Genomic DNA, 24826 nt, shown 5'->3' with positions numbered 1-24826 from the left:
GAACGCATAATAACGATGGCGATGAAAAAGTTGCTCATAGCGTCGCTGCTGTTTAGCAGCGCCACCGTATACGGTGCTGAAGGGTTCGTAGTGAAGGACATTCATTTCGAAGGCCTGCAGCGAGTCGCTGTTGGTGCGGCCCTCCTCAGTATGCCGGTGCGCACAGGCGACACGGTTAATGATGAAGATATCAGTAATACCATCCGCGCTCTGTTTGCCACTGGTAACTTTGAGGATGTCCGTGTCCTGCGTGACGGTGATACCCTTCTGGTTCAGGTAAAAGAACGTCCGACAATTGCCAGCATTACTTTCTCCGGTAACAAATCGGTAAAAGAAGAAATGCTTAAGCAAAACCTCGAGGCGTCTGGCGTGCGTGTTGGCGAATCTCTGGATCGCACCACTCTGGCTGATATCGAAAAAGGACTGGAAGACTTCTACTATAGCGTCGGTAAATACAGCGCCAGCGTGAAAGCGGTTGTCACACCGTTGCCGCGTAACCGTGTTGACCTCAAACTGGTGTTCCAGGAAGGCGTATCGGCGAAGATCCAACAGATCAATATCGTCGGTAACCATGCCTTCAGCACTGACGAACTCATTTCTCACTTCCAACTGCGGGATGAAGTACCGTGGTGGAACGTCGTGGGCGACCGTAAGTACCAGAAACAGAAACTGGCGGGCGACCTCGAAACTTTGCGCAGCTACTATCTGGATCGCGGTTACGCGCGTTTCAATATCGACTCTACGCAGGTAAGTCTGACACCGGACAAGAAAGGGATCTACATCACTGTTAACATCACCGAAGGCGAGCAGTACAAGCTTTCGGGTGTTGAGGTGAGCGGTAACCTGGCGGGTCATTCAGCTGAAATTGAGAGCCTGACGAAGATAGAGCCAGGTGAACTCTATAACGGCACCAAAGTGACCAAAATGGAAGATGATATCAAGAAGCTTCTGGGTCGCTATGGTTATGCATATCCGCGTGTACAGTCGCAGCCTGAAATCAACGATGCTGACAAAACCGTAAAATTACGTGTGAACGTGGATGCGGGTAACCGTTTCTATGTGCGTAAGATCCGTTTCGAAGGTAACGATACCTCCAAAGATTCCGTTTTGCGCCGTGAAATGCGTCAGATGGAAGGGGCATGGTTAGGCAGCGATCTGGTCGATCAGGGTAAAGAACGTCTGAACCGTCTGGGTTACTTTGAAACCGTCGACACCGATACACAGCGTGTTCCAGGCGTCCCGGATCAGGTTGATGTGGTGTACAAGGTCAAAGAACGTAACACCGGTAGCTTCAACTTCGGTATTGGTTACGGTACGGAAAGCGGCGTCAGCTTCCAGGCGGGCGTTCAGCAGGACAACTGGTTGGGTACGGGTTATTCCGTTGGGATCAACGGTACCAAAAACGACTATCAAACCTATACTGAGTTGTCTATAACGAACCCGTACTTTACCGTTGATGGTGTTAGCCTCGGTGGTCGTGTCTTCTATAACGACTTTGAAGCTGATGATGCTGACCTGTCCGACTATACCAACAAAAGTTATGGTACGGACGTCACGCTGGGCTTCCCAATCAACGAATACAACACGCTGCGTGCCGGTTTAGGTTATGTGCATAACAAACTGTCTAACATGCAGCCGCAGGTAGCGATGTGGCGTTATCTTGATTCGATGGGAGAAAATCCAGACCCGACGAATGATAATAACAGTTTCGCTGCAGATGACTTCACCTTCAACTATGGTTGGACGTACAACAAACTTGACCGCGGGTACTTCCCGACGGAAGGGACGCGTATCAACCTGAACGGTAAAGTGACCATTCCGGGCTCTGACAACGAATACTACAAAGCGACATTGGATACGGCGACCTATGTGCCGATTGATGATGATCACAAATGGGTGGTTCTGGGTCGTACCCGTTGGGGCTATGGTGATGGCTTAGGCGGCAAAGAAATGCCGTTCTATGAGAACTTCTATGCGGGTGGTTCAAGCACCGTGCGTGGTTTCCAGTCCAATACCATTGGTCCGAAGGCACTGTATTTACCTGCGAACAGTCGTCATGACGGTGACGATGATTTCGAAAACGAGTGCGCAAGCACTAACACAGCGCCGTGCGAATCTGATGATGCAGTGGGCGGTAACGCGATGGCTGTCGCCAGCCTGGAATTCATTACCCCAACGCCGTTCATTAGCGAAAAATACGCCAACTCGGTCCGTACCTCGTTCTTCTGGGATATGGGTACCGTGTGGGATACTAACTGGGATTCCAGCAAGTATGCCGGTTATCCGGACTACAGCGATCCAAGCAATATCCGTATGTCTGCAGGTATCGCATTACAATGGATGTCCCCATTGGGGCCGTTGGTCTTCTCCTATGCCCAGCCGTTTAAGGATTACGATGGAGACAAAAAAGAGCAGTTCCAGTTTAACATTGGTAAAACCTGGTAACTGTTCTTCGCAAAGGAATGTAAGTGTTGTGTAGCGATGACTTTTGGCGATCCCATTAAGGGTCGCCTGGCCACGCAAAGAGCTGTACCTTCGGGTGCAAATGGGATGGTAAGGAGTTTATTGTGAAAAAGTGGTTATTAGCTGCAGGTCTCGGTTTAGCGATGGTTACGTCCGCACAGGCTGCTGACAAAATTGCAATCGTCAACATGGGTAGTCTGTTCCAGCAGGTTGCGCAGAAGACGGGTGTTTCCAGCACGCTGGAAAATGAGTTCAAAGGCCGTGCCAGCGAACTGCAGCGTATGGAATCCGATCTGCAATCTAAAATGCAACGTCTGCAGTCTATGAAAGCAGGTAGCGATCGTACTAAGCTGGAAAAAGAAGTAATGGCTCAACGCCAGACTTTTGCTCAGAAAGCACAGTCTTTTGAGCAGGATCGTGCGCGCCGTTCCAACGAAGAACGTGGCAAACTGGTTACTCGTATCCAGACTGCTGTGAAATCCGTCGCTAACAGCCAGGATATCGATCTGGTCGTTGATGCTAACACCGTTGCTTACAACAGCAGCGAAGTGAAAGATATCACCGCTGACGTACTGAAACAGGTTAAATAAGTAATGCCTTCAATTCGACTGGCTGATTTAGCAGAGCAGTTGGATGCAGAATTACACGGTGATGGCGATATCGTCATCACCGGCGTTGCGTCCATGCAATCTGCGCAAACAGGTAATATCACGTTCATGGTAAATCCTAAGTACCGTGAACATCTGGCCTTATGTCAGGCTTCTGCCGTCGTGATGACGCAGGATGATCTTCCTTTTGCTAAGAGTGCCGCCCTGGTAGTGAAGAATCCCTACCTGACGTATGCGCGAATGGCACAAATTTTAGATACCACGCCGCAGCCCGCGCAAAACATTGCACCCAGTGCAGTGATTGATGCAACGGCGACGCTGGGTAGCAATGTCTCCGTAGGTGCAAATGCGGTGATCGAATCTGGCGTAACGCTCGGCGATAACGTGGTTATCGGTCCGGGTTGCTTCGTTGGAAAGAATACAAAAATCGGCGCAGGTTCACGCTTGTGGGCAAATGTGACGATTTACCACGACATTCATATTGGTGAAAATTGTCTGATCCAATCCAGCACGGTTGTGGGTGCAGACGGTTTTGGCTATGCCAACGATCGTGGTAATTGGGTTAAGATCCCGCAACTTGGTCGCGTTATTATCGGCGATCGCGTGGAGATCGGCGCTTGTACAACTATCGATCGTGGTGCGCTGGACGATACCATTATCGGTAATGGTGTGATCATTGATAATCAGTGTCAGATTGCACATAACGTCGTGATTGGCGACAATACGGCGGTTGCCGGTGGCGTCATTATGGCGGGCAGCCTGAAGATTGGCCGTTACTGCATGATTGGCGGCGCCAGTGTGATCAACGGGCATATGGAAATATGCGACAAAGTCACGGTGACTGGCATGGGTATGGTGATGCGTCCCATCACTGAACCTGGCGTCTATTCCTCAGGCATTCCGTTGCAACCTAATAAAGTATGGCGTAAAACCGCTGCGCTGGTGATGAACATTGATGATATGAGCAAGCGTCTCAAAGCGATTGAGCGCAAGGTTAATCAGCAAGACTAACGCTTCACCTTTTGCGTGCCAAACTTTCCGGCCTGTCAGCATTCTTTCGATTGCGGCAGGCCGTGTTATTATTGCCTTTTAGTATATTTAGACAGGAAGAGTATTTTGACTACTAACACTCATACTCTGCATATTGAAGAGATTTTAGAACTTCTGCCGCACCGTTTTCCGTTTTTGCTGGTTGATCGTGTGCTGGATTTTGAAGAAGGTCGTTTTCTGCGCGCAGTGAAGAATGTCTCCGTTAACGAGCCATTTTTCCAGGGCCATTTCCCTGGCAAACCGATTTTCCCGGGTGTGCTGATTCTGGAAGCGATGGCTCAGGCAACAGGTATCCTCGCATTTAAAAGCGTAGGAAAACTGGAGCCAGGTGAACTGTATTACTTCGCGGGTATTGACGAAGCACGCTTTAAGCGTCCTGTCGTGCCAGGCGATCAGATGATCATGGAAGTCACTTTCGAGAAAACACGCCGTGGCCTGACTCGCTTTAAAGGGGTTGCTCTGGTTGACGGTAAAGTCGTTTGCGAAGCAACTATGATGTGTGCCCGTAGCCGGGAGGCCTGATACGTGATTGATAAATCCGCCTTTATTCATCCTACCGCCATTGTGGAAGAGGGCGCTTCTATTGGCGCTAACGCTCACATTGGTCCTTTTTGTATTGTTGGACCCCATGTAGAAATTGGTGAGGGTACCGTACTGAAGTCTCACGTTGTCGTGAATGGCCATACTAAAATTGGTCGCGATAATGAGATTTATCAGTTCGCCTCTATCGGTGAAGTTAACCAGGATCTGAAATATGCGGGTGAACCGACCCGTGTGGAAATTGGCGATCGTAACCGCATTCGCGAAAGCGTCACCATTCATCGTGGCACAGTGCAGGGCGGTGGGTTGACGAAGGTGGGCAGCGATAACTTACTGATGATCAATGCCCACGTGGCACATGATTGTACGATCGGTAACCGCTGTATTCTGGCCAATAACGCCACCCTTGCGGGCCATGTTTCGCTTGATGATTTTGTTATCATCGGCGGCATGACCGCTGTGCACCAGTTCTGCATTATCGGTGCCCACGTAATGGTTGGCGGTTGTTCTGGCGTTGCTCAGGACGTTCCGCCGTATGTTATTGCTCAGGGCAACCACGCGACGCCGTTTGGCGTCAACATCGAAGGGCTGAAGCGCCGCGGTTTCACCCGCGAAGCGATTACTGCGATCCGCAACGCCTATAAAGCGTTGTACCGTAGCGGCAAAACGCTGGAAGAAGCCAAACCGGAAATCGCCGAACTGGCGAAGCAGTACCCGGAAGTTCAGCTATTCAGTGATTTCTTTGCCCGCTCAACACGCGGTCTGATTCGTTAATGGCTGAACAGCGCCCTTTAACGATTGCCCTGGTCGCCGGAGAAACCTCCGGCGATATTCTTGGTGCAGGTCTAATCCGTGCTCTCAAATTACGTGTGCCCAACGCCCGTTTTGTCGGTGTTGCTGGCCCACTGATGCAGGCCGAAGGCTGCGAAGCCTGGTACGAAATGGAAGAGCTGGCGGTGATGGGCATTGTTGAAGTGCTCGGACGCCTGCGCCGTTTGCTGCACATTCGAGCCGATCTCACGAAGCGTTTTACCGAACTGCAGCCAGATGTCTTTGTGGGTATTGATGCCCCGGATTTTAACATCACCCTTGAGGGCAACCTCAAAAAGCAGGGTATTAAAACCATTCATTACGTCAGTCCGTCCGTCTGGGCGTGGCGACAGAAACGCGTTTTCAAAATAGGCAGATCCACCCATATGGTGCTGGCGTTTCTGCCTTTCGAAAAAGCGTTTTACGACAAATTTAATGTACCGTGCCGCTTTATTGGTCACACGATGGCGGATGCCATGCCGCTGGACCCGGATAAAAATGCGGCGCGCGATGTACTGGGGATCCCTCATGATGCCCATTGCCTCGCATTGTTACCTGGTAGCCGTGGCGCAGAAGTCGAAATGCTTAGCGCTGACTTCCTGAAAACCGCGCAGCTGTTGCGACAACACTATCCCGATCTTGAAGTCGTGGTGCCGTTGGTCAATGCCAAACGCCGCGAGCAGTTCGAGCGAATCAAAGCTGAAGTGGCGCCTGAGCTCTCTGTCCATTTGCTTGATGGAATGGGACGTGAAGCCATGGTGGCGAGCGATGCTGCCCTGCTGGCTTCGGGGACGGCGGCGCTGGAGTGTATGCTGGCGAAATGTCCGATGGTGGTGGGCTATCGCATGAAGCCCTTCACGTTCTGGTTAGCGAAACGACTGGTAAAAACCGACTATGTTTCGTTGCCTAACCTGCTGGCAGGAAGAGAGTTAGTCAAAGAGCTGTTGCAGGAAGAGTGTGAACCGCATGCGTTGGCGGAAGCATTATTGCCCCTGTTGGCAAACGGTAAAACCAGCCACGCAATGCACGACACATTCCGCGCACTGCATCAGCAGATCCGTTGCAATGCCGATGAGCAGGCGGCGGATGCAGTTCTGGAGTTAGCACGATGATTGAATTTGTTTATCCGCATACCCATTTAGTGGCCGGTGTGGATGAAGTTGGGCGCGGACCTCTGGTCGGCGCGGTCGTTACCGCCGCCGTCATTCTTGATCCGGCTCGCCCAATTGTAGGGCTCAACGACTCAAAAAAGCTTTCAGAAAAGCGTCGCCTGGCGCTGTATGACGAAATTAAAGAAAAAGCGTTAAGCTGGAGCCTGGGACGTGCGGAGCCGCATGAGATCGATGAGCTGAATATTTTGCACGCGACCATGCTGGCGATGCAGCGAGCTGTTGCGGGCCTGCATATTGTGCCGGAATACGTGCTGATAGACGGTAATCGCTGCCCGGCGCTGCCGGTGCCTTCTATGGCCGTGGTGAAAGGCGATAGCCGGGTGGCGGAAATAAGTGCCGCATCCATTCTGGCAAAAGTTACGCGAGATGCTGAGATGACCGCGCTGGATGCCGTATTTCCCCAATATGGCTTTGCGCAACACAAAGGTTATCCAACTGCTTTTCATCTGGAGGCGCTTGCTGAACATGGTGCGACGGAGCATCACCGACGCAGCTTTGCTCCTGTCAAACGTGCACTGGGACTTGCGTCCTGATTCTTGCGTCGAGAATAAGTAAACCGGAATCTAAAGATGTCTGAACCACGTTTCGTCCACCTGCGGGTGCACAGTGACTACTCTATGATCGATGGGCTGGCGAAAACCGGACCGCTGGTGAAAAAGGCGGCCGCGTTGGGCATGCCTGCGCTGGCGATCACCGATTTCACTAACCTTTGCGGTCTGGTGAAGTTCTACGGAGCGGGCCACGGCGCGGGGATAAAACCTATCGTCGGCGCTGATTTTCACGTTCAGAGCGAGCAGTTGGGCGATGAGCTCACCCAACTGACGGTACTGGCGGCGAACAATACCGGTTATCAGAATCTGACGTTATTGATCTCTAAAGCGTATCAGCGCGGTTATGGCGCAGCCGGGCCGATTATCGATCGTGACTGGCTGGTCGAATTAAAAGAGGGATTGATCCTGCTCTCCGGCGGGCGGATGGGCGATGTGGGGCGTTGTCTGCTGCGCGGTAACAGCGTGCTGGCTGACGAGTGTGTCGCGTTTTACGAAGAACATTTTCCCGATCGTTACTTCCTTGAGCTGATTCGCACCGGCAGACCGGATGAAGAGACGTACCTGCATGCGGCGGTAGCGCTGGCTGAAACGCGCGGCTTGCCGGTCGTGGCCACCAACGACGTCCGTTTTCTCGAAACGGGCGATTTTGATGCACATGAAATTCGCGTCGCCATCCACGATGGCTTTACCCTTGACGATCCAAAGCGTCCGCGTAACTATTCGCCGCAGCAGTATATGCGCAGCGAAGAGGAGATGTGCGAGCTTTTTGCCGACATTCCGGAAGCGCTGGAAAATACCGTTGAGATAACCAAGCGGTGTAACGTCACGGTACGTCTGGGCGAATACTTCCTGCCGCAGTTCCCGACCGGAGACATGACCACCGAAGATTACCTGGTCAAAAAATCGAAAGAGGGGCTGGAAGAGCGTCTGGCGTTTTTGTTCCCGGACGAAGCAGAGCGTATAGAGAAGCGCCCACCCTATGACGAACGTCTGGATATTGAACTTCAGGTTATTAACCAAATGGGTTTCCCGGGTTACTTCCTGATCGTTATGGAGTTTATCCAGTGGTCGAAAGATAACGGCGTGCCGGTAGGGCCGGGACGTGGTTCCGGTGCGGGTTCATTGGTGGCCTATGCACTCAAAATTACCGACCTTGATCCGCTGGAATTTGACCTGCTGTTCGAACGTTTCCTTAACCCGGAACGTGTCTCCATGCCTGACTTCGACGTTGACTTCTGTATGGAGAAACGCGATCTGGTGATCGAGCATGTGGCGGAAATGTATGGTCGCGATGCGGTATCGCAGATCATTACTTTCGGTACGATGGCGGCAAAAGCGGTTATCCGTGACGTCGGCCGCGTGCTGGGGCACCCGTACGGCTTTGTTGACCGCATTTCTAAGCTGGTGCCTCCCGATCCGGGCATGACGCTGGCAAAAGCGTTTGAAGCAGAACCAAAGCTGCCGGAAATTTACGAGGCAGATGAAGAGGTTAAAGCGCTAATTGATATGGCGCGTAAGCTGGAAGGCGTCACTCGTAACGCCGGTAAACACGCCGGTGGTGTGGTGATCGCGCCAACCAAAATTACCGATTTTGCGCCGCTGTACTGTGATGAACAGGGGCTGCATCCGGTCACCCAGTTTGATAAAAACGACGTGGAATATGCCGGGCTGGTGAAGTTCGACTTCCTGGGTCTGCGTACGCTCACTATCATCAACTGGGCGCTGGAGATGATCAACGCCCGCCGTGAGAAAAACGGCGAACCGCCGCTGGATATCGCCGCGATTCCGTTAGACGACAAGAAAAGCTTCGACATGCTGCAGCGTTCGGAGACCACTGCGGTCTTCCAGCTTGAATCCCGCGGCATGAAAGACCTGATCAAACGTCTGCAGCCTGACTGCTTCGAAGATATGATCGCACTGGTGGCGCTGTTCCGTCCTGGTCCGTTGCAATCGGGGATGGTCGATAACTTTATCGACCGTAAGCACGGTCGCGAAGAAATTTCCTATCCGGATGTTCAATGGCAGCATGAGTGTCTGAAACCGGTTCTGGAGCCAACCTACGGCATCATCCTGTACCAGGAACAGGTGATGCAGATTGCGCAGGAACTCTCCGGCTATACGCTCGGCGGCGCGGATATGCTGCGTCGTGCGATGGGTAAGAAAAAGCCGGAAGAGATGGCCAAGCAGCGCGGTACCTTTGAAGAAGGTGCGAAAAAACGCGGCGTCGACGGCGAACTGGCGATGAAAATCTTTGACCTGGTGGAGAAATTCGCCGGTTACGGGTTTAACAAATCTCACTCCGCTGCTTATGCACTGGTATCGTACCAAACGCTGTGGTTGAAAGCGCACTATCCGGCGGAGTTTATGGCCGCAGTAATGACCGCCGATATGGACAACACCGAGAAGGTGGTTGGCCTGGTGGATGAGTGCTGGCGCATGGGGCTGAAGATCCTGCCGCCGGATATCAACTCCGGACTGTATCATTTCCACGTTAATGATGACGGTGAGATTGTTTACGGCATCGGCGCGATTAAAGGCGTGGGCGAAGGTCCAATTGAAGCTATTATTGAAGCGCGTAACGAAGGCGGCTATTTCCGGGAGCTGTTTGATCTGTGTGCGCGTACGGACACCAAAAAGCTTAACCGCCGGGTGCTGGAAAAACTGATCATGTCCGGGGCGTTTGACCGCCTTGGGCCGCATCGCGCCGCACTGATGAACGCGTTGGGCGATGCCCTGAAAGCCGCCGATCAGCACGCAAAAGCAGAAGCCATCGGCCAGGCGGATATGTTTGGCGTTCTGGCGGAAGAACCGGAACAAGTTGAGCAATCCTACGCCAGCTGCCAGCCATGGCCTGAGCAGGTGGTGTTAGATGGGGAGCGAGAAACGTTAGGTTTGTACCTGACGGGACACCCCATCAACCAGTATTTAAAAGAAATTGAGCGCTATGTCGGAGGCTACAGGCTGAAAGACATGCATCCGACAGAACGTGGTAAAATCACCACGGCTGCGGGGCTCGTCATTGCCGCAAGGGTTATGGTCACCAAGCGCGGCAATCGTATCGGCATCTGTACCCTGGATGACCGTTCCGGGCGTCTGGAAGTCATGTTGTTTACCGATGCCCTGGATAAATACCAGCAATTGCTGGAAAAAGACCGCATACTTATCGTCAGCGGACAGGTCAGCTTTGATGACTTCAGCGGGGGGCTTAAAATGACCGCCCGCGAAGTGATGGATATTGACGAAGCCCGGGAAAAATATGCTCGCGGGCTTGCTATCTCGCTGACGGACAGGCAAATTGATGACCAGCTTTTAAACCGACTCCGTCAGTCTCTGGAACCCCACCGCTCGGGGACAATTCCAGTACATCTCTACTATCAGAGGGCGGATGCACGTGCGCGGTTGCGCTTTGGCGCATCGTGGCGTGTCTCTCCGAGCGATCGTTTACTTAACGATCTCCGTGGCCTCATTGGTTCGGAGCAGGTGGAACTGGAGTTTGACTAATACAGGAATACTATGAGTCTGAATTTCCTTGATTTTGAACAGCCGATTGCAGAGCTGGAAGCTAAAATCGATTCTCTGACTGCGGTGAGCCGTCAGGATGAGAAACTGGATATTAACATCGATGAAGAAGTCCATCGTCTGCGCGAAAAAAGCGTAGAACTGACGCGCAAAATCTTCGCCGATCTTGGTGCATGGCAGGTGGCCCAACTGGCACGCCATCCACAACGTCCATATACCCTGGATTATGTCCGCCTGGCGTTTGATGAATTTGACGAACTGGCGGGCGATCGCGCTTATGCAGATGATAAAGCTATCGTCGGCGGTATCGCACGTCTGGAAGGTCGTCCGGTGATGATCATTGGTCACCAGAAAGGCCGTGAGACTAAAGAAAAAATCCGTCGTAACTTCGGTATGCCAGCGCCAGAAGGCTATCGTAAAGCGCTGCGTCTGATGGAAATGGCCGAGCGTTTCAACATGCCGATCATTACCTTTATCGACACCCCGGGCGCCTATCCAGGCGTCGGTGCGGAAGAGCGCGGTCAGTCCGAAGCCATTGCACGCAACCTGCGTGAAATGTCACGTCTGAGCGTCCCGGTTATCTGCACCGTTATCGGTGAAGGTGGTTCCGGCGGCGCACTGGCGATTGGCGTGGGTGACAAGGTTAACATGCTGCAGTACAGCACTTATTCCGTTATCTCTCCGGAAGGTTGTGCCTCTATCCTCTGGAAGAGCGCAGACAAAGCGCCGCTGGCCGCAGAAGCCATGGGCATCATCGCTCCGCGTCTGAAAGAGCTGAAGCTGATTGATTCGATCATTCCAGAACCGCTGGGCGGCGCGCATCGCAACCCGGAAACCATGGCGGCTTCTTTGAAAGCGCAATTGTTGTCTGATTTGGCCGATCTTGATGTGTTAAGCAAAGACGATTTGAAAAACCGTCGTTATCAGCGCCTGATGAGCTACGGCTACGCGTAACTCTCTACTTTTCTGAAAAGGGCCACTTTTTGTGGCCCTTTTTTTTACCTGCGGTTTGACCAGGCTATGATTAGCTAAGGATTTTCCAGGAGGAACGCATGAATATCATTGCCATAATGGGACCGCACGGGGTTTTTTATAAAGACGAGCCCATCAAGGAACTTGAACACTCCCTGCAATCACAGGGATTCCAGATAATCTGGCCACAAAATAGCGTTGACCTGCTCAAGTTTATCGAACACAACCCGCGGATCTGCGGCGTGATTTTTGACTGGGATGAGTACAGCCTCGAACTGTGTAGCGATATAAATCAACTGAACGAATATCTTCCCCTTTACGCGTTTATTAATACGCACTCGACCATGGATGTGAGTGCGCAGGATATGCGGATGGCGCTGTGGTTTTTTGAGTACGCGCTGGGTCAGTCCGACGATATCGCAACGCGCATTCGCCAGTACACTAACGAATACCTGGAAAACATCACACCGCCGTTTACCCGGGCGTTGTTTACCTATGTGAAAGAGGGGAAGTATACCTTTTGTACGCCAGGCCATATGGCGGGGACCGCATACCAAAAGAGTCCTGTAGGTTGCCTGTTCTATGATTTTTTCGGCGGTAATACGCTGAAAGCCGACGTCTCTATCTCTGTTACCGAGTTAGGATCTTTGCTGGACCATACGGGGCCGCATCTGGAAGCCGAAGAATACATTGCCCGCACATTTGGCGCAGAACAGAGCTACATGGTGACAAACGGAACCTCGACATCGAATAAAATTGTCGGGATGTATGCGGCTCCGGCAGGCAGTACGCTGCTTATCGATCGCAACTGTCATAAATCCCTCGCCCACTTGCTGATGATGAGCGATGTGGTTCCCATATGGTTGAAACCCACGCGAAATGCGCTCGGTATTCTCGGCGGGATCCCCCGACGCGAATTTTCCCATGCGAACATTGAACGCAAAGTGGCAGAAACGGCACGGGCGCAGTGGCCGGTACATGCGGTCATTACCAACTCGACCTACGACGGCTTGCTCTATAACACTAACTGGATCAAGCAAACGCTGGAGGTGCCTTCGATTCATTTTGACTCTGCCTGGGTACCGTACACCCATTTTCATCCGATCTATCAGGGGAAAAGCGGAATGAGCGGTGAGCGGGTGCCAGGGAAAGTGATTTTCGAAACGCAATCTACGCACAAGATGCTAGCGGCCTTATCCCAGGCATCCCTCATCCATATTAAAGGTGAGTACGATGAGGACACTTTTAACGAAGCATTTATGATGCACACCTCTACGTCACCCAGCTATCCCATTGTGGCATCCATCGAGACGGCGGCGGCAATGCTGCGTGGAAATCCGGGTAAGCGGTTAATCAACCGTTCGGTAGAACGCGCGCTCCATTTCCGCAAAGAGGTGCAGCGACTACGGGAAGAGTCGGATAGCTGGTTCTTTGATATCTGGCAGCCAGAAGATGTCGATGACGCGCAGTGCTGGCCCGTCGCGCCAGGGGATGCGTGGCATGGATTTTCCGATGCCGATAGCGATCACATGTTTCTCGACCCGGTCAAAGTCACGATCCTGACGCCGGGGATGGATGAGCAGGGTACGATGAGCGAGGAAGGGATACCGGCGGCGCTGGTGGCGAAATTCCTTGATGAACGCGGTGTGGTTGTTGAGAAAACAGGACCGTACAACCTGTTGTTCCTGTTTAGTATCGGTATTGATAAAACGCGGGCGATGGGATTGCTGCGCGGTCTGACGGAGTTCAAACGCTCCTACGACCTTAATCTTCGCGTTAAAAATATGCTGCCGGATCTGTACGCGGAAGATCCCGATTTTTATCGAAATATGCGGATTCAGGATCTGGCTCAGGGGATCCATACCCTGATTCGTCAGCACGATCTTTCTGGCCTGATGCAGCGGGCGTTCGATACATTGCCTGAAATGAAAATGACACCTCACGAAGCCTGGCAGCGGCAAATCAAAGGTGAAGTCGAAACCATCGCGATTGATCAACTGGTGGGGCGTATTTCGGCCAATATGGTGTTGCCTTATCCACCGGGAGTACCGCTGCTGATGCCGGGGGAAATGATCACTGAAGAGAGTCGTGCAGTGCTCGATTTTCTGTTAATGCTGTGTTCTATCGGTCATCACTATCCCGGGTTTGAAACGGACATTCATGGTGCGAAGCAGGATGACGATGGGGTATACCGTGTGAGAGTCCTAAAAACGGTCTAACCGCTTGCTTTCGCCGGTGTTTGACGGGTAACGTGCTGATAACATGCCTAAAGGAGACGCTATGCTGGGATTAAAACAGGTTCACCATATTGCGATCATCGCGACAAACTACACCGCCAGTAAGGCATTTTATTGCGATGTGCTGGGATTTACGCTGATGAGCGAAGCGTACAGAGAGGAGCGTGACTCCTGGAAAGGTGACCTGGCGTTAAACGGGCAGTATGTCATTGAGCTGTTTTCGTTTCCCTTCCCGCCAGCGCGCCCCAGTCGACCAGAAGCCTGTGGCTTGCGTCATCTTGCCTTTAGCGTGGATGATGTGGAAAAGGCTATTGCGCATCTGGAAGAAAACGGCGTGAAATGCGAGCCAGTGCGTATTGATCCGTTTACCCACAAACGTTTCACCTTTTTTAATGATCCTGACGGGTTGCCGCTTGAGTTGTACGAGCAGTAGGACTTGTCATTACGGCTTCTGCCCGGTAACGTGCCGGGCAACGCCACAGTAAGTAAGCATCATGACGATACTCACCCTGAACACTTCACTCCTGACCTGCCGCCAGATTCTGGTGGCTTTTAGCGGTGGTCTGGATTCCACTGTGCTTCTGCATCAACTGGTGCAGTGGCGGCAACAGAGCCCAGGCCTCACTCTGCGCGCGATTCATGTTCATCATGGACTCAGTCCCCATGCAGACAGCTGGGTGGCGCACTGTGAAGCGGTTTGTCAGCAATGGCAGGTACCGCTGGTGGTCGAACGCGTCCAGCTTGAGGATAAGGGGCTGGGGATTGAGGCGCAGGCTCGCCGCGCGCGGTATGACGCTTTTGCCCGAACTTTGCAGCCAGGTGAAGTGCTGGTCACCGCCCAACACCTCGACGACCAGTGCGAAACCTTTCTGCTGGCGCTTAAGCGCGGCAGCGGTCCGGCGGGTCTGTCGTCGATGGGGGAGCGTTCGCCGTTTGCCGGTTCGTCTCTTATTCGCCCGCTGCTGATGGAAACGCGTAGCGCGCTTGAACAGTGGGCAAGAGCGCATGAGTTACGCTGGATTGAAGATGAGAGCAATCAGGATGATGCCTACGATCGTAATTTTTTACGGCTGCGCATCATTCCGCTCCTGCAACAACGCTGGCCGCACTTTGCCGGGGCGACAGCCCGTAGCGCGGCATTGTGCGCTGAGCAGGAGAACCTGCTGGATGAGTTGCTAGCTAACGAGGTCGCTGACTGCACCACACCGCAAGGCTCGCTACAGCTGGAACCGCTCATGGTGATGAGCGATGCCCGTCGTGCTGCAATATTACGTCGTTGGCTGGCGGCGCAGAATGCGCCGATGCCCTCGCGTGACGGGCTGGAACGAATCTGGCAGGAAGCGGCGCTGGCGCGCGAGGATGCGTCCCCGTGCTTGCGTTTTGGCGAGTATGAAATCCGTCGTTACCAGTCACAACTATGGTGGGTTAAATCCGTTGCAGGGCAAAGCGATACGGTGCTGAGCTGGTTGTCGTGGCAAACGCCGCTGATGTTGCCTGCGGGCCTTGGAACGGTACACCTGGTGACCGGTGGTGACCTGCGAATGCCACGTGCCGACGAGCCTGTCAGTATCCGTTTTAAAGCATCTGGATTACTGCACATTGTGGGGCGCAATGGTGGACGCAAATTGAAGAAAATCTGGCAGGAGCTGGGCGTTCCCTCTTGGCGACGGGATACAACGCCGATGCTGTTTTACGGCGAAACGCTGATTGCGGCTGCTGGAGTATTTGTGACGCGTGAAGGGCTTGCAGAGGGGGAATCGGGTGTGAAATTGGTGTGGGATAAGCGCATCTGAAATGCCTGATGACGCTGCGCTTATCAGGCCTACATATCGCATGGAGAGTAGGCCAGATAAGGTGCTTGCACCGTCATCCGGCAACACATATTCAGGATTCGCTGACCACCACGGTTCCAATTTGTGGATGGCTGAAACTGGAAATTTTGTCGAGACGTAGCTCACGCGTTTCGCCTGAGACATCTGCAATCAGGTATTCCACGTTTTTACGAGAGACCAGATCGTTGGCTTTTGCCTGCATAACCTCGCCATCTTTCAGCGTCAGCGTCAGTATTAAATGATGCTGGCAGGCGAGCTCGAGATTGTCGTAGTCATCGCAATTGATGGGTTGATATGTTTCATTCATGGACATAATCGCTCACCAGTAAGTTCGCGGCAGCATAGGCCGCCTTTTCCCTGACCGACTCTGAAATGGCGCTGTCTTCCGCCACTTCATTAAGCACTTTCAATACGCAACCCAGCGCATCCGGGATATACCCTAAGTCTCCGCTGGCGATTTCCGCGTACCGCTTGCGTATTAACTCACAATATTTTTCCACATGCCCTCCTGTCAGCATTCTGACTTAACCGTGGATGCAAGTCTAAGCCTACGAAGATAAACTCTGTTTAGCAAGGTGACTATACCATACTCATTCAAGCAATATCAGCGTCTTGATAGAGGAGACATAAGGCATCCGTTAACAGCCTTTTGGCGCCGATTTCGTTACAATGTGCGCCTGATTCGAAAGGAGCTCTCTCATGGCGCTTAAAGCGACAATTTATAAAGCTGTTGTCAATGTGGCGGACCTGGATCGCAACCAGTTCCTTGATGCGACATTAACGCTGGCGCGTCACCCCTCTGAAACGCAGGAGCGCATGATGCTGCGCTTGTTGGCGTGGATTAAATATGCCGACGAACGGCTACAGTTTACGCGCGGCCTGAGTGCGGAAGATGAGCCTGAAGCGTGGCTGCGTAACGATCACCTCGGTGTTGATCTGTGGATTGAGCTTGGACTCCCCGATGAGCGCCGTGTCAAGAAAGCCTGTACTCAGGCCGCAGAGGTCGCGCTGTTTACCTACAATAGCCGCGCTGCACAAATCTGGTGGCAACAAAACCAGAGTAAGTGCGCGCAGTTCTCTAACTTGTCCGTGTGGTATCTGGATGATGAACAGCTAGCGCAACTGAGCGATTTTGCCGGTCGTACCATGACATTGCAGGCGACCATACAAGATGGTGCTATCTGGCTGTCGGATGCTCAGAATAATCTGGAAATTCATCTGACTGCGTGGCAACAGGCTTCATGATCGTTATCTCCCGAAACGTCTCTATTCCCGACAATGAGCTGGAGATCACGGCGATTCGTGCTCAGGGAGCGGGTGGGCAGCACGTTAATAAGACGTCGACGGCTATCCATTTGCGTTTTGACATTCGGGCCTCCGGGCTGCCAGAGTATTATAAGGAACGCCTGTTAAGCGCCAGTCACCATCTGATTAGTCAGGAGGGTGTCATTATTATCAAGGCGCAGGAATACCGCAGCCAGGAGCTAAACCGGGAAGCTGCAATTGCCCGGTTAGTGGCGGTCATAAAAGAATTAACCGCAGTACAGAAAAGCCGCCTGGCGACGCGACCTGGGCGCGCTGCAAAGGAGCGTCGGTTGTCGTCGAAGGCGCAAAAGTCTTCAGTGAAAGCGCTACGCGGTAAAGTTCGCCATTCTCAGGATTGACGAGCGAGATTGAAAATTTTTATAAGGAATTCATGGTGAAAACAGCGATTTTGTCCGTCGTGGCAGCCTGTACACTCTTTTCATTAATGGGGTGTAATAATCGTCACGACGTGGAGGCGTTACAGCCCGCACAGGCAGCAGAATTAAAACCAATGCAGCAAAGCTGGCGCGGTGTATTGCCCTGCGCGGATTGCGAAGGTATTGAAACGTCTCTGTTTCTTGAAAAAGACGGAACATGGGTGATGAACGAACGCTATCAGGGCGTGCGCAAAGAGCCTTCATCATTTGCTTCATACGGCACATGGGCACGTACCGCTGATAAGCTGGTGCTGACGGACAGTAAAGGCGAGAAGTCTTACTATCGCGCGAAAGGCGATGCCCTGGAGATGCTCGATCGTGAAGGTAATCCGATTGAGTCGCAGTTCAACTACACGCTTGAGTCTGTGTCTGCCAGTCTGCCGGTAACGCCAATGCCAATGCGCGGCATGTATTTCTATATGGCAGACGCGGCGACCTTTACCGATTGTGCAACCGGGAAACGGATGCCGGTAGCGAATAATGCCCAACTGGAACGAGACTATTTGTCGGCGCGTGGGGAAACGGGCAAACCCGTTCTGCTGACGGTTGAAGGTCACTTTACGCTGGAAGCCAATCCGGATACGGGTGAGAAGGTAAAAACACTGATGGCGGATAAAGCGATAAAATTTATTCCTGGTCAGGATTGCGGCAGTAAATAACGCGTGACCCCTTGCTAATAACGATAGAAAAAACCCCGCACTTGCGGGGTTTTTTTATGGCTTAACCTTTAATGGCTTTCACCAGATAGTTAAGAATGTCACCGGTTTTGATCAGCTGCTTCTCGCCGTTACGACGATATTTATATTCGATATCGTCGTTGTCGAGGTTACGGTCGCCCAGCACGATGGTGTGCGGAATACCAATCAGCTCCATGTCGGCAAACATCACGCCCGGACGCTCTTTACGATCGTCCATCAGCACTTCGATACCCTGCGCACGCAGCTCTGCGTACAGCTTCTCGGCCAGCTCCTGCACACGGTAGGATTTGTGCATGTTCATCGGCAGAATCGCAACCTGGAACGGGGCGATGGCGTCAGGCCATACGATGCCGCGATCGTCGTAATTCTGCTCAATCGCCGCCGCCACAACGCGAGTGACCCCGATACCGTAGCAACCCATGGTCAGGATCTGGTTACGGCCATCTTCGCCCTGTACGGCCGCTTTCATTGCTTCAGAGTACTTAGTACCCAACTGGAAGATGTGACCGACTTCGATACCGCGTTTAATCAGCAGCGTGCCTTTACCGTCCGGGCTTGGATCGCCAGCGACAACGTTACGGATGTCCGCGACTTCCGGGGTCGCAACGTCGCGATCCCAGTTGATGCCGAAGTAGTGTTTACCGTCGATGTTCGCACCCGCGCCGAAGTCGCTCATCGCAGCCACGGTACGGTCAATAACCATCGGAATCGGCATGTTCACCGGACCGAGAGAACCCGGACCTGCTTTCACCACGGCGCGAATTTCTTCTTCGGTCGCGAAGGTCAGCGGGCTGGCAACCTGCGGAAGTTTTTCTGCTTTTACTTCGTTCAGCTCGTGGTCGCCACGAACCAGCAGCGCAACCAGTGGGTAAGCGCTTCCTTCCACTGCTTTTACCAGCAGGGTTTTCACGGTTTTTTCGATCGGCAGATTGAACTGTTCAACCAGTTCGGCGATGGTTTTCGCGTTCGGCGTATCAACCAGCGTCATCTCCTGAGTCGCAGCAGCGCGTGGCTCTTTCGGCGCGACGGCTTCAGCGAACTCGATGTTTGCTGCGTAGTCAGAAGAGTCAGAGAAGATCACATCATCTTCGCCGCTCTGCGCCAGCACCTGGAATTCATGGGATGCGCTACCGCCGATAGAACCGGTATCAGCCTGCACAGCACGGAAATCCAGGCCCATACGGCTGAAGATTTTGCTGTAAGCCGCGTACATGGCGTCGTAGGTTTCCTGCAGGGATTCCTGAGACGTATGGAAAGAGTAAGCATCTTTCATCAGGAATTCACGGGAACGCATCACACCGAAACGTGGGCGAACTTCGTCACGGAATTTGGTCTGGATCTGGTAGAAGTTCAGCGGCAGCTGTTTGTAAGAACTCAGTTCGTTACGAATCAGGTCGGTGATCACTTCTTCGTGAGTCGGGCCGAGTACGAACGGACGATCGCCACGGTCTGCAATACGCAGCAGTTCCGGGCCATACTGTTCCCAACGACCACTCTCTTGCCACAGTTCAGATGGCTGAACCACTGGCATTAACACCTCGATGGCACCGGCGTTGTTCATCTCTTCACGCACGATATTTTCGACTTTTTTCAGGACGCGCACGCCGGTCGGCAGCCAGGTGTATAACCCGGAGGCCAGCTTGCGGATCATCCCGGCGCGCAGCATCAGCTGGTGGCTGATAACCTCGGCGTCGGCAGGTGTCTCCTTCAGAGTGGAGAGCAGGTATTGGCTAGTACGCATGTTGTTACGGTTCCAGTTGAACGATCGAACAGGCTCAACGCGAGCCTGACACAAAAAAAGTGATTTACCCGTCATACTTCAAGTTGCATGTGCGTTGGCTTTCCTCGTTCACCCCAGTCACGTACTGGTGTACGCTCCAGGGGATTCACTGCGTCGCTAACTTCCTGCAACTCGAATTATTTAGGGGCTAGTTTACCAGCGAGAAAGGGATGTCAAAAGAGAAGGCCGCGAAATTACCGTGGTTCCAGTGCAAAGACTTCAAAACCCTCTTCAGTGACGCGCCAGCGCACGTTGAAATCGTGTAGCCACACGGCGTAGGTTTTACCTGTCTCTTCACCCTTACGATAGGCAGGGCGCGGATCCTGCGCCAGCACTTCACGAATAAACGCTTTTAATTGCGGATAACGCTTTTCGTGTGACAGAAGTTGCTGCTCAATCTCGGCAGTAAAGCTGACCTTCATTTCGGCTATGGGCGCATGTTGCGCATAGCTGGCTGTGGCATCCGGCAGCGCCTCAGCAAACGGCAGGTAGGGCTTGATGTCGATGACCGGCGTCCCGTCTACCAGGTCCAGACTGCCTAATCTCAGGATGACGTTGTCTTTCTGGCAATGAATTCCTTTTAGCTCGACCAGCGACATCCCGATGGGATTCGGACGAAAAGTGGAGCGCGTGGCGAAAACGCCCATTCTGGCGTTGCCGCCCAGGCGAGGTGGCCGCACTGTGGGGCGCCATCCGCCTTCCATTGTCTGGTGAAAGACAAAAATCACCCACAAATGACTAAATGCTTCCAGGCCGCGAACAGCATCGGCCTGGTTATAGGGTGCGAGCAAATGCAGTTCGCCGTTGGCGCTTTTCACCAGACCCGGCTGGCGCGGAACAGCGAACTTTTCTTTATAAGGAGAGCGGATAACGCCTATTTGCTCGAACTGAAAATGGCTCATTTAGACGAAATGTTCAGGGCCGAACCAATACAAACCGCCTGACGGTAGCAACCTGGCGTACCGCTGGTGACTTCGCAGCTGTGCTGCAGTACCGCATTAGCTTTCATTTTAGATGCGTTAATCTGCATGCGTTTGCGTGCGGTTGGAATGCTCGGAGGGGAGTCCTGATTTGATGCCTGGCAGGATTCTCCGCTGACTTCGCCAAGATCGCGGAACGGTTTACCCACTAAATCTTCAGCATTGGTAATAATTCTGACCGGTGTCGCGCGCGGTGCTTTTGGTTTTTCCGGCTCCGCTTTAGGCGGGGTTGCGGTGCTTTGAACGGGTTCAACAGGGGATCTGCTTAACATAGAACAGCCGCTCAGCATGAGTGCTACTAAACAGATCGGTAAAGCACGCATAATATTTCCTCAATGAATGATCTAATCGTCAGATATTGAATCAGTTGCCTGCATAAATGACAAGACGGGCTTTCGCCCGTCCTGAATAATATTACAGATTGTGCAAACAGCCTAAAAATTACCAGCCTTTAACCGCGCCGCCATTGAAGACTTTATTTGCTGCTTCGTAGACTTCGTCAGACTGGTAAGCCTGAACGAATTTCTTCACGTTTTCAGCATCTTTGTTATCTTCACGAGTGACGACCAGGTTAACGTACGGGGAGTCCTTGTCTTCAACAAAGATACCGTCTTTTGCTGGGGTCAGGTTAATCTGACTTGCATAGGTCGTATTGATCACTGCCAGTGCAATCTGTGCATCGTCCAGAGAACGCGGCAGCTGTGGCGCTTCCAGCTCAACCAGTTTCAGGTTTTTCGGGTTTTCGGTAACGTCCAGCGCCGTCGGCAGCAGGCCAACACCCTCTTTCAGCTTGATCAAGCCCACTTTTTGCAGCAGCAGCAGGGAACGACCAAGGTTAGTCGGGTCATTTGGGATAGCGACCTGTGAACCGTCCTGCAGCTCATCCAGCGATTTGATTTTTTTGGAGTAGCCTGCAATCGGGTAAACGAACGTGTTGCCTACTGCCACCAGTTTGTAGCCACGATCCTTGATCTGCTGATCCAGATAAGGTTTGTGCTGGAACGCGTTAGCATCGATATCGCCTTTGCTCAGCGCTTCGTTTGGCAGAACGTAGTCGTTGAACGTGACCAGCTCAACATCCAGACCGTATTTTTCTTTTGCCACTTTCTGGGCCACTTCAGCAACTTGTTGTTCCGCGCCAACAATCACACCCACTTTGATGTGGTTCGGATCTTTTTCATCCTGGCCGCAACCCACAAGTGCCAGAGAACCGATCAAGGCTCCAACTGCCGCAAAGGTTTTGAATTTGAACGCCATGCTTATTTCCTTAATGAGTTATTTGTGTTGTGTTTAATGTTACTTGTGCGTCACTGCCCGAACGATGCGATCGCCGGATAACTGAATTAAATAAACCAGAACGACGAGTAATACCAGCACCGTATTCATCACGGTCGCATTGTATCCGATGTAACCATACTGATAGCCAATTTGGCCCAACCCGCCAGCGCCGACGGCACCGCCCATCGCTGAGTAGCCGACCAGCGTAATGAGCGTAATGGTTGCTGCGTTCACCAGACCAGGCAATGCTTCTGGCAGGAGCACTTTACGCACGATCTGCAGCGGTGTGGCCCCCATCGCCCGGGAAGCTTCGATAAGCCCGGCAGGGATTTCCAGCAGGGCGTTTTCTACCATACGTGCGATGAACGGCGCGGCGCCAACCGTCAGCGGTACGATGGCCGCCTGTAGACCGATTGACGTGCCAACAATCATTCTCGTGAATGGAATCATCCACACTAATAAGATAATGAAAGGGATAGAACGGAAAATATTGACCAACGCAGAAAGCGTACGGTAAAGCTTTGCGTTCTCAATAATTTGCCCTGGACGTGTGACATACAGCAGCACGCCCACTGGCAGTCCAATGACAAAACCAAAAAAGCCGGACACAAAAGTCATTGCCAGCGTTTCCCAGACGCCACGCACCAGCAACCATATCATCGGCTCAGACATAACCCAGTACCTCTACTTTTACATGGTGTTGCTGCAGCCAGGCAATGGCGGCTTGCGTTTCTTCTGGCGTACCGTGCATTTCCGTCAGCATGATGCCGAACTTCACACCGCCTGCGTAATCCATCTGCGCACTAATAATGTTGTTATTCACGTTGAAGCGACGCGCCGTCTCTGAGAGCAGAGGGGCATCAACCGATTGACCGGTAAATTCCATACGCAGCATTGGGACGCTGTCTGCGTGCGGCTCGGGTTTTAAACGTTCCAGATAATCTTCCGGAATATCCAGATGCAGGGTGGACTGAATAAATTTCTGTGCCAGCGGGGTTTTCGGGTGTGAAAACACTTCGCTTACCGTGTCCTGTTCAATCAGTTCGCCGTCACTGATCACCGCTACGCAGTCACAGATACGTTTAACCACGTCCATTTCATGCGTAATAAGAAGAATGGTCAGACCGAGACGACGGTTAATGTCTTTCAATAACTCCAGAATGGAGCGCGTTGTTGCCGGATCCAGTGCACTGGTGGCTTCATCGCACAGCAAGACTTTCGGATTGCTGGCCAGTGCGCGGGCAATCGCGACACGTTGCTTTTGACCGCCGGAGAGATTGGCCGGGTAGCTGTCATGTTTATCACTGAGGCCAACCAAATCTAACAACTCTGACACGCGACGTTTAATCTCGTCTTTAGGCGTGTTGTCCAGTTCCAGCGGCAAAGCGACGTTACCAAATACGGTACGTGAAGATAACAGGTTAAAATGCTGGAAAATCATGCCTATCTGGCGGCGGGATTTAGTCAGCTCAGATTCTGACAACGTAGTCAGTTCCTGACCGCCAACCTGCACGCTGCCTTCGGTTGGACGTTCAAGCAGGTTTACACAGCGAATTAATGTACTTTTACCGGCACCGGAGGCGCCAATAACGCCATAAATTTGCCCGGCAGGGACATGCAGGCTGACATTATTCAGAGCCTGAATGGTGCGAGTCCCCTGTTGGAACACTTTGGTGATATTCGAAAGTTTAATCATTGATTATTTATTATCGTAATTAAGTTAGCCGTGGCATTTTCGTCTGCCTGATACGGTCGACGCTGTCAACAAGATGGATGTTAAGGCATCCAGACGTCTAAATCAATCCGGCTTTCGACGATGAGCACTTTCTTGCTTGCGGAAACATGCGATACTAGCGGCATATACCTTATTCAGGAGTAAACCGGTGGCAAAATCAGTACCTGCAATTTTTCTCGACCGCGATGGCACAATCAATGTGGATCATGGCTACGTACATGAAATAGACGAGTTTGAGTTTATCGATGGCGTTATCGACGCAATGCGTGAACTTAAGAAGATGGGTTATGCGCTTGTGGTTGTCACCAACCAGTCGGGTATTGCACGCGGTAAGTTTACCGAAGCGCAGTTTGAAACGTTGACTGAATGGATGGACTGGTCTCTGGCCGACCGGGATGTTGAACTGGACGGTATCTATTATTGTCCGCATCACCCGCAGGGGAGTGTGGAAGAGTTCCGTCAGGTCTGCGATTGCCGTAAACCGCATCCCGGTATGTTTATCTCCGCTCGCGATTTCCTGCACATCGATATGGCTGCTTCTTATATGGTCGGCGATAAAGTAGAAGACATGCAGGCAGCGGCAGCAGCTAATGTAGGAACAAAAGTTTTGGTGCGTACAGGTAAACCTGTCACCCCTGAAGCGGAAAATGCAGCTGATTGGGTGATAAATAGCCTTGCAGATCTGCCTCAGGCCATCAAAAAGCAGCAAAAATAGGCATTATGGTGAAAAGGTGAACGGTTGGCGTTTTTTTTCTATTTTTGACTTGTCAGCCCGAAATAACTCCCTATAATGCGCCTCCATCGACACGGCGGATGTGAATCACTTCACACAAACAGCCGGTTCGGTTGAAGAGAAAAA

The 24826-nt window shown here is 52.3% G+C and carries 24 protein-coding genes; 16 read left to right on the top strand and 8 right to left on the bottom strand.

Features of this window, described 5'->3' with window-relative positions:
- Positions 1 to 15 precede the first annotated feature (15 nt).
- The 12 genes from bamA to tilS all read left to right on the top strand — a co-directional run bounded on the left by bamA (position 16) and on the right by tilS (position 15715).
- The gene (bamA, locus tag AC07UY_RS08595) at positions 16 to 2445 is read left to right on the top strand and encodes an outer membrane protein assembly factor BamA (protein ID WP_203358865.1); all 2430 of its coding nucleotides are present in this window, start codon (positions 16 to 18) and stop codon (positions 2443 to 2445) included.
- 122 nt (positions 2446 to 2567) lie between these two features.
- Positions 2568 to 3053, top strand: a complete 486-nt coding sequence (gene skp, locus AC07UY_RS08590; protein WP_192611148.1) for a molecular chaperone Skp — start codon at positions 2568 to 2570, stop codon at positions 3051 to 3053.
- Between the two features lie 3 nt (positions 3054 to 3056).
- Positions 3057 to 4082, top strand: coding sequence for a UDP-3-O-(3-hydroxymyristoyl)glucosamine N-acyltransferase (gene lpxD, locus AC07UY_RS08585; protein ID WP_203358864.1), 1026 nt, complete (start codon positions 3057 to 3059; stop codon positions 4080 to 4082).
- 105 nt (positions 4083 to 4187) lie between these two features.
- On the top strand, positions 4188 to 4643 hold the full coding sequence (fabZ, locus tag AC07UY_RS08580) for a 3-hydroxyacyl-ACP dehydratase FabZ (RefSeq protein WP_003018528.1): 456 nt from the start codon (positions 4188 to 4190) through the stop codon (positions 4641 to 4643).
- 3 nt (positions 4644 to 4646) lie between these two features.
- Positions 4647 to 5435 (top strand): acyl-ACP--UDP-N-acetylglucosamine O-acyltransferase, encoded by a 789-nt coding sequence (gene lpxA / locus AC07UY_RS08575; RefSeq protein WP_203358863.1) that lies wholly within the window; start codon positions 4647 to 4649, stop codon positions 5433 to 5435.
- Positions 5435 to 6583 carry a lipid-A-disaccharide synthase gene (lpxB, locus tag AC07UY_RS08570; protein ID WP_162381163.1) on the top strand — a complete coding sequence of 383 codons (1149 nt, stop codon included), beginning with the start codon at positions 5435 to 5437 and terminating at the stop codon, positions 6581 to 6583. The genes lpxA and lpxB overlap by 1 nt, the downstream gene beginning before the upstream one ends.
- On the top strand, positions 6580 to 7176 hold the full coding sequence (gene rnhB / locus AC07UY_RS08565) for a ribonuclease HII (protein ID WP_203358861.1): 597 nt from the start codon (positions 6580 to 6582) through the stop codon (positions 7174 to 7176). The genes lpxB and rnhB overlap by 4 nt, the downstream gene beginning before the upstream one ends.
- A gap of 36 nt (positions 7177 to 7212) precedes the next feature.
- Positions 7213 to 10695, top strand: a complete 3483-nt coding sequence (gene dnaE / locus AC07UY_RS08560; protein WP_494701106.1) for a DNA polymerase III subunit alpha — start codon at positions 7213 to 7215, stop codon at positions 10693 to 10695.
- A 12-nt stretch (positions 10696 to 10707) separates the two neighbouring features.
- Positions 10708 to 11667, top strand: a complete 960-nt coding sequence (gene accA, locus AC07UY_RS08555; protein WP_203358859.1) for an acetyl-CoA carboxylase carboxyl transferase subunit alpha — start codon at positions 10708 to 10710, stop codon at positions 11665 to 11667.
- 98 nt (positions 11668 to 11765) lie between these two features.
- Complete coding sequence (gene ldcC, locus AC07UY_RS08550; RefSeq protein WP_494701107.1) at positions 11766 to 13904, top strand: lysine decarboxylase LdcC; 2139 nt, start codon at positions 11766 to 11768, stop codon at positions 13902 to 13904.
- Between the two features lie 61 nt (positions 13905 to 13965).
- Complete coding sequence (locus AC07UY_RS08545) at positions 13966 to 14355, top strand: VOC family protein (RefSeq protein WP_203358857.1); 390 nt, start codon at positions 13966 to 13968, stop codon at positions 14353 to 14355.
- 61 nt (positions 14356 to 14416) lie between these two features.
- A complete protein-coding gene (gene tilS / locus AC07UY_RS08540; RefSeq protein WP_494701108.1) occupies positions 14417 to 15715 on the top strand; it encodes a tRNA lysidine(34) synthetase TilS in 1299 nt (432 codons plus the stop codon).
- A gap of 91 nt (positions 15716 to 15806) precedes the next feature.
- Here tilS and rof read toward each other — a convergent pair whose 3' ends face one another.
- Both rof and AC07UY_RS08530 read right to left on the bottom strand, forming a co-directional pair.
- On the bottom strand, positions 15807 to 16067 hold the full coding sequence (gene rof / locus AC07UY_RS08535; RefSeq protein WP_162381175.1) for a Rho-binding antiterminator: 261 nt from the start codon (positions 16065 to 16067) through the stop codon (positions 15807 to 15809).
- A complete protein-coding gene (locus tag AC07UY_RS08530) occupies positions 16054 to 16254 on the bottom strand; it encodes a YaeP family protein (RefSeq protein WP_192611158.1) in 201 nt (66 codons plus the stop codon). Before AC07UY_RS08530 ends, rof begins: the two co-directional genes overlap by 14 nt.
- A 199-nt stretch (positions 16255 to 16453) precedes the next feature.
- Here AC07UY_RS08530 and AC07UY_RS08525 point away from each other — a divergent pair, with 199 nt between their 5' ends.
- The 3 genes from AC07UY_RS08525 to nlpE are packed head-to-tail and all read left to right on the top strand — an operon-like array spanning position 16454 to position 18155.
- Complete coding sequence (locus AC07UY_RS08525; RefSeq protein WP_276292778.1) at positions 16454 to 16999, top strand: YaeQ family protein; 546 nt, start codon at positions 16454 to 16456, stop codon at positions 16997 to 16999.
- Positions 16996 to 17418, top strand: a complete 423-nt coding sequence (arfB, locus tag AC07UY_RS08520; RefSeq protein ID WP_203358853.1) for an alternative ribosome rescue aminoacyl-tRNA hydrolase ArfB — start codon at positions 16996 to 16998, stop codon at positions 17416 to 17418. The genes AC07UY_RS08525 and arfB overlap by 4 nt, the downstream gene beginning before the upstream one ends.
- A 32-nt stretch (positions 17419 to 17450) precedes the next feature.
- Positions 17451 to 18155, top strand: coding sequence for an envelope stress response activation lipoprotein NlpE (nlpE, locus tag AC07UY_RS08515; RefSeq protein WP_494660088.1), 705 nt, complete (start codon positions 17451 to 17453; stop codon positions 18153 to 18155).
- A 61-nt stretch (positions 18156 to 18216) separates the two neighbouring features.
- On the opposite strand, the gene proS is transcribed toward nlpE, so the two are convergent.
- The 6 genes from proS to metN all read right to left on the bottom strand — a co-directional run bounded on the left by proS (position 18217) and on the right by metN (position 23928).
- On the bottom strand, positions 18217 to 19935 hold the full coding sequence (gene proS, locus AC07UY_RS08510; RefSeq protein ID WP_494660089.1) for a proline--tRNA ligase: 1719 nt from the start codon (positions 19933 to 19935) through the stop codon (positions 18217 to 18219).
- 233 nt (positions 19936 to 20168) lie between these two features.
- Complete coding sequence (tsaA, locus tag AC07UY_RS08505) at positions 20169 to 20876, bottom strand: tRNA (N6-threonylcarbamoyladenosine(37)-N6)-methyltransferase TrmO (protein ID WP_494660090.1); 708 nt, start codon at positions 20874 to 20876, stop codon at positions 20169 to 20171.
- Positions 20873 to 21277 (bottom strand): Rcs stress response system protein RcsF, encoded by a 405-nt coding sequence (rcsF, locus tag AC07UY_RS08500; RefSeq protein ID WP_198906381.1) that lies wholly within the window; start codon positions 21275 to 21277, stop codon positions 20873 to 20875. Before rcsF ends, tsaA begins: the two co-directional genes overlap by 4 nt.
- Positions 21278 to 21395: 118 nt before the next feature.
- Positions 21396 to 22211: a methionine ABC transporter substrate-binding lipoprotein MetQ gene (gene metQ, locus AC07UY_RS08495; RefSeq protein WP_192611165.1), complete on the bottom strand. Its 816-nt coding sequence runs from the start codon at positions 22209 to 22211 to the stop codon at positions 21396 to 21398.
- Positions 22212 to 22250: 39 nt separating this feature from the next.
- A complete protein-coding gene (locus AC07UY_RS08490; RefSeq protein WP_192611166.1) occupies positions 22251 to 22904 on the bottom strand; it encodes a methionine ABC transporter permease MetI in 654 nt (217 codons plus the stop codon).
- Positions 22897 to 23928 carry a methionine ABC transporter ATP-binding protein MetN gene (gene metN, locus AC07UY_RS08485; RefSeq protein WP_203358849.1) on the bottom strand — a complete coding sequence of 344 codons (1032 nt, stop codon included), beginning with the start codon at positions 23926 to 23928 and terminating at the stop codon, positions 22897 to 22899. The genes AC07UY_RS08490 and metN overlap by 8 nt, the downstream gene beginning before the upstream one ends.
- 187 nt (positions 23929 to 24115) lie before the next feature.
- Between metN and gmhB the strand changes: the two genes are divergently transcribed.
- Positions 24116 to 24682: a D-glycero-beta-D-manno-heptose 1,7-bisphosphate 7-phosphatase gene (gene gmhB / locus AC07UY_RS08480; RefSeq protein WP_203358848.1), complete on the top strand. Its 567-nt coding sequence runs from the start codon at positions 24116 to 24118 to the stop codon at positions 24680 to 24682.
- Positions 24683 to 24826: the final 144 nt, after the last annotated feature.

The organism is Citrobacter sp. GW821-FHT02E08 (assembly GCF_059421685.1).
The sequence above is the reverse complement of the archived record's forward strand: the minus strand, read 5'-3'. Positions and strand labels throughout refer to the sequence as shown.

Excerpts from the sequence above, each read along its gene's own strand:
- accA (WP_203358859.1), top strand. The coding sequence starts at position 10,708 with ATGAGTCTGAATTTCCTTGATTTTGAACAGCCGATTGCAGAGCTGGAA.
- bamA (WP_203358865.1), top strand. The coding sequence starts at position 16 with ATGGCGATGAAAAAGTTGCTCATAGCGTCGCTGCTGTTTAGCAGCGCC.
- lpxB (WP_162381163.1), top strand. The coding sequence starts at position 5,435 with ATGGCTGAACAGCGCCCTTTAACGATTGCCCTGGTCGCCGGAGAAACC.
- ldcC (WP_494701107.1), top strand. The coding sequence starts at position 11,766 with ATGAATATCATTGCCATAATGGGACCGCACGGGGTTTTTTATAAAGAC.
- dnaE (WP_494701106.1), top strand. The coding sequence starts at position 7,213 with ATGTCTGAACCACGTTTCGTCCACCTGCGGGTGCACAGTGACTACTCT.
- AC07UY_RS08545 (WP_203358857.1), top strand. The coding sequence starts at position 13,966 with ATGCTGGGATTAAAACAGGTTCACCATATTGCGATCATCGCGACAAAC.
- AC07UY_RS08525 (WP_276292778.1), top strand. The coding sequence starts at position 16,454 with ATGGCGCTTAAAGCGACAATTTATAAAGCTGTTGTCAATGTGGCGGAC.
- AC07UY_RS08490 (WP_192611166.1), bottom strand. The coding sequence starts at position 22,904 with ATGTCTGAGCCGATGATATGGTTGCTGGTGCGTGGCGTCTGGGAAACG.
- proS (WP_494660089.1), bottom strand. The coding sequence starts at position 19,935 with ATGCGTACTAGCCAATACCTGCTCTCCACTCTGAAGGAGACACCTGCC.
- arfB (WP_203358853.1), top strand. The coding sequence starts at position 16,996 with ATGATCGTTATCTCCCGAAACGTCTCTATTCCCGACAATGAGCTGGAG.
- metN (WP_203358849.1), bottom strand. The coding sequence starts at position 23,928 with ATGATTAAACTTTCGAATATCACCAAAGTGTTCCAACAGGGGACTCGC.
- rcsF (WP_198906381.1), bottom strand. The coding sequence starts at position 21,277 with ATGCGTGCTTTACCGATCTGTTTAGTAGCACTCATGCTGAGCGGCTGT.
- nlpE (WP_494660088.1), top strand. The coding sequence starts at position 17,451 with ATGGTGAAAACAGCGATTTTGTCCGTCGTGGCAGCCTGTACACTCTTT.
- rof (WP_162381175.1), bottom strand. The coding sequence starts at position 16,067 with ATGTCCATGAATGAAACATATCAACCCATCAATTGCGATGACTACGAC.
- rnhB (WP_203358861.1), top strand. The coding sequence starts at position 6,580 with ATGATTGAATTTGTTTATCCGCATACCCATTTAGTGGCCGGTGTGGAT.
- tilS (WP_494701108.1), top strand. The coding sequence starts at position 14,417 with ATGACGATACTCACCCTGAACACTTCACTCCTGACCTGCCGCCAGATT.
- lpxD (WP_203358864.1), top strand. The coding sequence starts at position 3,057 with ATGCCTTCAATTCGACTGGCTGATTTAGCAGAGCAGTTGGATGCAGAA.
- tsaA (WP_494660090.1), bottom strand. The coding sequence starts at position 20,876 with ATGAGCCATTTTCAGTTCGAGCAAATAGGCGTTATCCGCTCTCCTTAT.
- metQ (WP_192611165.1), bottom strand. The coding sequence starts at position 22,211 with ATGGCGTTCAAATTCAAAACCTTTGCGGCAGTTGGAGCCTTGATCGGT.